This is a genomic window from Azospirillum rugosum (genome assembly GCF_017876155.1).
Classification (GTDB): Bacteria; Pseudomonadota; Alphaproteobacteria; order Azospirillales; family Azospirillaceae; genus Azospirillum; species Azospirillum rugosum.
This window is the reverse complement of record NZ_JAGINP010000002.1, coordinates 378,123-385,368: the sequence shown is the minus strand read 5'-3', so window position 1 is coordinate 385,368 and position 7,246 is coordinate 378,123. Positions and strand designations below refer to the sequence as shown.

6 protein-coding genes are annotated in these 7,246 nt (G+C 67.7%); 4 read left to right on the top strand and 2 right to left on the bottom strand.

What is annotated here, in order from left to right; genetic code table 11:
• Window positions 1-237: 237 nt before the first annotated feature.
• On the bottom strand, window positions 238-939 hold the full coding sequence (locus J2851_RS04985; RefSeq protein ID WP_246500412.1) for a GntR family transcriptional regulator: 702 nt from the start codon (window positions 937-939) through the stop codon (window positions 238-240).
• A gap of 165 nt (window positions 940-1,104) precedes the next feature.
• The gene (locus tag J2851_RS04980) at window positions 1,105-1,728 is read right to left on the bottom strand and encodes a thiamine phosphate synthase (protein WP_209764630.1); all 624 of its coding nucleotides are present in this window, start codon (window positions 1,726-1,728) and stop codon (window positions 1,105-1,107) included.
• A gap of 188 nt (window positions 1,729-1,916) precedes the next feature.
• On the opposite strand from J2851_RS04980, the gene gcl reads away from it, so the two are divergent.
• From gcl to oxlT, 4 genes are all read left to right on the top strand, one after another.
• Window positions 1,917-3,686, top strand: a complete 1,770-nt coding sequence (gcl, locus tag J2851_RS04975) for a glyoxylate carboligase (RefSeq protein WP_209764629.1) — start codon at window positions 1,917-1,919, stop codon at window positions 3,684-3,686.
• A 160-nt stretch (window positions 3,687-3,846) separates the two neighbouring features.
• Entirely contained in the window at window positions 3,847-4,644 is a 798-nt protein-coding gene (gene hyi, locus J2851_RS04970; protein ID WP_209764628.1) for a hydroxypyruvate isomerase, read from the top strand.
• Entirely contained in the window at window positions 4,574-5,587 is a 1,014-nt protein-coding gene (gene glxR / locus J2851_RS04965; RefSeq protein WP_281415978.1) for a 2-hydroxy-3-oxopropionate reductase, read from the top strand. Before hyi ends, glxR begins: the two co-directional genes overlap by 71 nt.
• 364 nt (window positions 5,588-5,951) lie before the next feature.
• A complete protein-coding gene (gene oxlT / locus J2851_RS04960) occupies window positions 5,952-7,199 on the top strand; it encodes an oxalate/formate MFS antiporter (RefSeq protein WP_246500411.1) in 1,248 nt (415 codons plus the stop codon).
• Window positions 7,200-7,246: the final 47 nt, after the last annotated feature.

Genomic DNA, 7,246 nt, shown 5'->3' with positions numbered 1-7,246 from the left:
GGCACGGCGAATCCACGGACAAACAGGATTTCGGTCCTGCTTGGCCGCGGAATGCTCGCGTAACACCCGAAATCCGGCCCTATCGCAAAACCCTCGTCCCGGGAGAGGGAGGGGCCCGCCGCCATGCGGCGGGAGGGTGAGGGTCGTCCATAGAGAACGCACGGATTCTCGGCAGCACCCTCACCCGGCCGCTTTGCGGCCACCCTCTCCCGGGACGGGAAAGGGGAAGTAAGCGCCCTACTCCAGGAAATCGCAGTGCTTTTCCACGTGGGCGGCGAGGCCCAGGGTGTGGTCGCGGATCAGGCGTTCCGACTGGTCCACGTCGCGGCGCTCCAGCGCCTTGATGATTTCCTTGTGGTCGTGGATCGACCGCTCCACGCGGTTCTCCTGGCCGATGGTCAGCTTGCGGATCGCGCGGATGTGGATGAACAGGTTGTCCGTCATCTCCTGGATCAGCTTGGAGCCGCTGAGCCGGATGATGCTCTTGTGGAAGGCGATGTTCGCGTCCGAATACTCGCTGACATGGTCCTTCAGGTCATGTTCCTCGAAGTTGCGGAACAGGTCCCAGAGGGTGCGGATGTCCTCGTCCGACGCGTGCTCCGCGACCATGCGGCCGGCCATGCTTTCCAGCGCGGCCCAGACCTGGATCATCTCGATGATCTCGGCCTTGGTCTTGCGGATCACGAAGATGCCGCGCCGCGGCTGGAGGCGGATGAATCCCTCCTGCTCCAGCAGGGTCAGCGCCTCGCGGATCGGCGTGCGGCTGACGCCGAGCATGTCGCTGAGCTGCCGCTCCTCCAGACGGATCTCGTCGTTGTGGTCGTAGATGTCCATCTGCGAGATCGCCTGCTTCAGCGCGTGGTACGCCTGGCTGCGGAAGGTCGATCCGGTGTCGAGCGGCTGCACGTTGATCGGCGGCGGGTTCATGTCGGGTGCCATTTCCCTGAGCTGTCCGCCGAGCTGCGCGCGTTCCGGCGCCAGTGCAGCGGTCCTGTGGGCGAGTGTGTCTTTTGATTTCGTATTTGACATACCAGATGCACATTCCGCCCCGAAATGTCCAGGACTGGCTTGATGATCCGTCCATCCGGATCGGATAGGAATTTTTTAGCCCAAATCCCTTGCCAAAGATTTCAGGAATCGGGCCACTGAGTCGGGATCGCGCATCATTTCCCCCATGACAGCGACCCCCGCGGCCCCGGCGTCGCGGCAGGCCCCGGCCGCATCCACCCCGACTCCGCCGAGCGCCAGCACGGGGACCGGCGCCGCCTGGGCGAGCAACCGCAGCCCGTCCAACCCCAGCACCGGGCCGTAGCCCGGCTTGCTGGCCGACGGGAACACGGGCGAGAGGGTGGCGTAGTCGGCGCCCCCCTCCGCCGCACGACGCAGCCCGTCCGTACCATGGGCCGACAGCCCGATCAGGGCGCCGGGGCCGAGCAGCCGGCGCGCCTCGGCCGGATCGCCCCCGTCCGCCAGGTGAACCCCCGCGGCCCCGGCTTCCCGCGCGAGCGCCGGGTCGCCGTGGACCGTGACCACCGCCCCCCATGGCCGCGCCCGCTCCACCAGCGCGCGGGCGAGATCCCGCTGCTCCTCGCGCGGCAGGTCCTTCTCGCGCAGGGACAGCCAGCGCAGACCGGCGGCGAACAGGCGCTCGGCAAGCTCCGGCAGCGGCAGCGCGGCCTGTGCTCGGTCGGTGATGGCGAGAAGAGGCGGTGTCGGAAGCGTGGTCATGGCACGGACGATGCCAGCCCGCCCGATCGCGCGCAAGCATGGGCGAAGTCCCCTCCGCCTTGCCACTTTCGGCGCTTTTTTCCATCACGCGGAAAGCTTTCGCCAAGTCTTTGCCGACCGGCCGCGGCGGGATCAATGCTTGGTCCCAACGAAACCGCGACCCGTTACCCGAGGGAGGAGACCAAGCCATGGCAAGGATGATGGCGATTGAAGCGGCGGTGCATGTCCTGGAAAAGGAAGGCGTGTCCGTCTGCTTTGGCGTCCCCGGAGCGGCCATCAATCCGTTCTACGCCGCGTTGCAGAGGAACGGCCGCATCGGTCACGTTCTGGCCCGCCATGTCGAGGGCGCGTCCCACATGGCCGAAGGCTACACCCGCGCCACCGCGGGCAACATCGGCGTGTGCGTCGGCACCTCCGGCCCAGCCGGCACCGACATGATCACCGGCCTCTACTCGGCGTCCGCCGACAGCATCCCGATCCTGTGCATCACCGGCCAGGCGCCGCGCGCCCGCCTGCACAAGGAGGATTTCCAGGCCGTGGACATCCCGTCCATCGCCAAGCCCGTCGCCAAGTGGGCCGTCACCGTGCTGGAGCCGGGGCAGGTCCCCTACGCCTTCCAGCAGGCCTTCCACCTGATGCGCTCCGGCCGGCCGGGTCCCGTGCTGATCGACCTGCCGATCGACGTCCAGATGGCCGAGATCGAGTTCGACCCCGACGCCTACCAGCCCCTGCCCGTCTACAAGCCGGCCGCGACCCGCGCCCAGGTGGAAAAGGCGCTGGCCATGCTGAACGAGGCGGAGCGGCCGCTGATCGTGGCCGGCGGCGGCATCGTCAACGCCGACGCCAGCCCGGCGCTGGTGGAGTTCGCCGAGATCATCGGCGTGCCCGTGATCCCGACCCTGATGGGCTGGGGCACCATCCCGGATGACCACCCGCTGATGGCCGGCATGGTCGGGCTGCAGACCGCCCACCGCTACGGCAACGCCGCCATGCTGGAGTCCGACTTTGTGCTGGGCATCGGCAACCGCTGGGCCAACCGCCACACCGGCTCCGTCGACGTCTACACCAAGGGCCGCAAGTTCGTGCATGTGGACATCGAGCCGACCCAGATCGGCCGCGTCTTCGCGCCGGATCTCGGCATCGTGTCCGACGCCGGCGCGGCGCTGGCGCTGTTCGTCGAGGTCGCCAAGGAATGGAAGGCGGCGGGCAAGCTGAAGGACCGGTCGGAGTGGCTGGCCACCTGCCAGGCCCGCAAGCGCTCCATGCTGCGCAAGTCCGACTTCGACACCGTGCCGATCAAGCCGCAGCGCGTGTACCAGGAGATGAACCAGGCCTTCGGCCAGGACGTCTGCTACGTCTCCACCATCGGCCTGTCGCAGATCGCCGGCGCGCAGTTCCTGCACGTCTATAAGCCGCGGCACTGGATCAACTGCGGCCAGGCCGGCCCGCTCGGCTGGACCCTGCCGGCGGCGCTGGGCGTCCGCGTGGCCGACCCGAAGCGCAAGATCGTGGCGCTGTCCGGCGACTACGACTTCCAGTTCCTGATCGAGGAGCTGGCCGTCGGCGCGCAGTTCAAGCTGCCCTACATCCACGTGCTGGTGAACAACAGCTACCTCGGCCTGATCCGGCAGGCGCAGCGCGCCTTCCAGATGGACTTCCAGGTCCAGCTGTCCTTCGAGAACATCAACGCGCCGGAGATCGGCGTCTACGGCGTGGACCACATCGCCGTGGCCGAGGGGCTGGGCTGCAAGGCCATCCGCGTCACCGAGCCGGACCGCATCCAGGAAGCCTTCGCCCAGGCCCAGCAATGGATGGACGAGTTCCAGGTCCCGGTGGTCGTCGAGGTCATCCTGGAGCGCGTGACCAACATCGCCATGGGCACGGAGATCAACAACATCACCGAGTTCGAGGAGGTGCTGGACGTGCCGGCCAACGAGCCGGAACTGGTCCGCGTGTAAGCGCGGCTGCCCCCTCCCTTCCCATGCTGCGCATGGGCCCCTTCCCTCCCCCGCTTCGCGGGAGAGGGAGCACCGGGGCCAAGCGGCGGCAGTCCCCTCTCCCGCAACGCGGGGGAGGGTTAGGGAGGGGGCAAACGAAACTTAAATCCGGGAGAAGAACATGCCCAAGTTCGCTGCAAACCTGACCATGCTCTACAACGAGCTGGACTTCCTCGACCGCTTCGCCGCGGCCGCGAAGGACGGCTTTTCCGGGGTCGAGTACCTGTTCCCCTACGCCTACGACAAGGACGTGCTGGCCGAGCGGCTGAAGAGCAACCGCCTCGACCAGGTGCTGCACAACCTGCCGGCCGGCAACTGGGACGCCGGGGAGCGCGGCATCGCCATCCTGCCGGACCGCGTGGGCGAGTTCCAGGACGGCGTCGGCAAGGCCATCGAGTACGCGAAGACGCTCGGCTGCCCGCAGCTGAACTGCCTGGTCGGCAAGACGCCGGCCGGCGCGTCGCGCGACACGCTGGAGCGCACGCTGGTCGACAACCTGAAATTCGCCGCGAAGGCCCTGAAGGAGGCTGGCATCCGCTTCCTGGTGGAGCCGATCAACACGCGCGACATTCCGGGCTTCTACCTGACGACGACCCGCCAAGCCGAGCAACTGATCGAGGCGGTCGGCTCGGACAACCTCTACATCCAGTACGACGTCTATCACATGCAGATCATGGAGGGCGACCTCGTCCCGACGATCCAGCGCCTGCTGCCGAAGATCGCGCATGTGCAGATCGCCGACAACCCCGGCCGGAACGAGCCCGGCACCGGCGAGATCAACTACCCCTTCGTCTTCGCCACCTTGGACAAGCTCGGCTACGACGGCTGGGTCGGCTGCGAGTACAAGCCTGCCCGCGGCACCAGCGAGGGTCTCGGCTGGATGCGCGCCGCGCAACGCACCGACACCGTCGCCGCCTGATTCAACCCGCCCTAAGAAAAGCGAGGAAGCAGCCATGAACGTTGGATTCATCGGTCTCGGCATCATGGGGCGTCCCATGGCCGCCCATCTGGCGGACGCCGGCCACACGCTGTACGTCTACGACATCAACCCGGCCCCGGAGGATCTCCTGGGCAAGGGCGCCAAGGCCTGCAGCTCCTCCAAGGAGGTCGCGGAAAAGGCCGACGTCATCATCACGATGGTCCCCGACACCCCGCACGTCGAGGCGGCGCTGTTCGGCAAGGGCGGCGTCGCCGAGGGGCTGAAGCCGGGCAAGATCGTGGTGGACATGTCGTCCATCTCCCCCATCGAGACCAAGGCCTTCGCCAAGCGGATCAACGAGCTGGGCTGCGACTATCTCGACGCCCCGGTGTCCGGCGGCGAGGTCGGCGCCAAGGCGGCGTCGCTGACCATCATGGTCGGCGGCCCGGACAAGGCCTTCGAGACGGTGAAGCCCCTGTTCGAGAAGATGGGCAAGAACGTCACGCTGGTCGGCGGCAACGGCGACGGCCAGACCACGAAGGTCGCCAATCAGATCATCGTGGCGCTGACCATCGAGGCGGTCGGCGAGGCCCTGCTGTTCGCCTCCAAGGCGGGCGCCGACCCGGCCAAGGTCCGGCAGGCCCTGATGGGCGGCTTCGCGTCGTCGCGCATCCTGGAGGTGCACGGCGAGCGCATGGTCAAGCGCACCTTCGATCCGGGCTTCCGCATCGAGCTGCACCAGAAGGACCTGAACCTCGCGCTCAGCGGCGCCCGCGCGCTCGGCCTGTCGCTGCCGAACACGGCGACCTGCCAAGAGCTGTTCAACGCCTGCGCCGCCCACGGCGGCAAGGCCTGGGACCACTCCGGCATGGTCCGCGCCCTGGAGATCATGGCCAACTTTGAGATCGGCCAGAACCAGCGCGTCACCGAACCCGCGGAGTAACGTGATCTCGTAGGTTGGGTGGAGGCGCAGCCGCAACCCAACATGCTGGCATTGCCCGGTGTGTTGGGTTGCGCTCCGCTCCACCCAACCTACGATTCCTCCTGCGATCAGCATCTTCCTGTCCGGCGAAACTGGTTGCTATGGCAACCAATTATCAGCCACACTTGCATTCAAGGCATCAGGGATGCGGCGTCTGGGCAGCCAGGCGCCGCATTTCAATGATAAGCGAAGCGGAGATTGACCGAACGCGCTCCGCACGCGCCGAAAGAAGCAAGAAAGACAGCGGTTGTCCGGGAGGAACCATATGCGCCAACACGGTGCGCAGGCCGCCAGCCCCCATGCGGGGCCGTTCGGTGGTCGGTGGATGCAGTTGCTTGTCGGCGTCATCTGCATGTCGATGATCGCCAATCTCCAGTACGGTTGGACCCTGTTCGTCGAACCGATCGACGCCAAGCACGGCTGGGGCCGTGCGGCCATCCAGATCGCCTTCACCATTTTCGTCGTGACCGAAACCTGGCTGGTGCCGGTGGAGGGATGGTTTGTGGACCGCTTCGGCCCGCGGGTCGTCGTCCTGGCCGGCGCCTTGCTGTGCGCGGCGTCCTGGGCGCTGAACGCCAACGCGGATTCGCTGGCTCTGCTTTATGTGGCGGCGGCGATCGGCGGCATCGGCGCGGGCGCGGTCTACGGCACCTGCGTCGGCAACGCGCTGAAGTGGTTCCCGGACCGCCGCGGGCTGGCCGCCGGCATCACCGCCGCCGGCTTCGGCGCGGGCTCCGCCCTGACGGTGGTGCCGATCGCCACCATGATCGAGTCCAGCGGCTATGAGGCCACCTTCCTCGCCTTCGGGCTGGGCCAGGGGCTGGTTGTGTTCGCGCTCGCTTGGCTGCTGGCCGAACCGCCCGCGCCGGCGCTGTTCAGCCGCGGCGTCGGCTCTCCCCCCGTGCAGCGCCAGTACCGGCCCGCCGAGGTCGTGCGCACGCCGGTTTTCTGGGTCATGTACGCCATGTTTGTCATGGTCGCCGGCGGCGGACTGATGGCGACGGCACAGCTCGGCCCCATCGCGGAGGATTTCGGGCTGTCGCAGACGCCCGTCAGCCTGATGGGCCTCACCCTCCCCGCCCTGACCTTCGCACTGTCCATCGACCGGGTGCTGAACGGCCTGACGCGCCCCTTCTTCGGCTGGGTGTCCGACCGCATCGGGCGCGAGAACACCATGTTCATCGCCTTCGCCATGGAGGCCGCCGGCATCCTGGCGCTCAGCCAGTTCGGCCAGGACCCGGTGGCTTTCGTGGTGCTGACCGGCCTCGTCTTCTTCGCCTGGGGCGAGATCTACAGCCTGTTCCCGGCCTGCTGCGCCGACACCTTCGGCTCGCGTTTCGCGGCCAGCAACGCCGGCCTGCTCTACACCGCCAAGGGCACGGCGGCGCTGCTGGTGCCCTTCGCCAACCTGATCACCGACGCGACGGGCAGCTGGCAGGCGGTGTTCTTCCTGGCCGCCATCGTGAACGCGCTGGCCGCCTTCCTCGCCCTGTTCGTGCTGCGCCCCATGCGGGCGCGCCACGCGGAGGCGGCGTTGGAGGCGGAGCGGGTGACGGCGGTGTCGGTGAAATAGGCCCCCTCTCCCGCCCCGGGAGAGGGAAGCGCCGTCAGGCGCGGGGT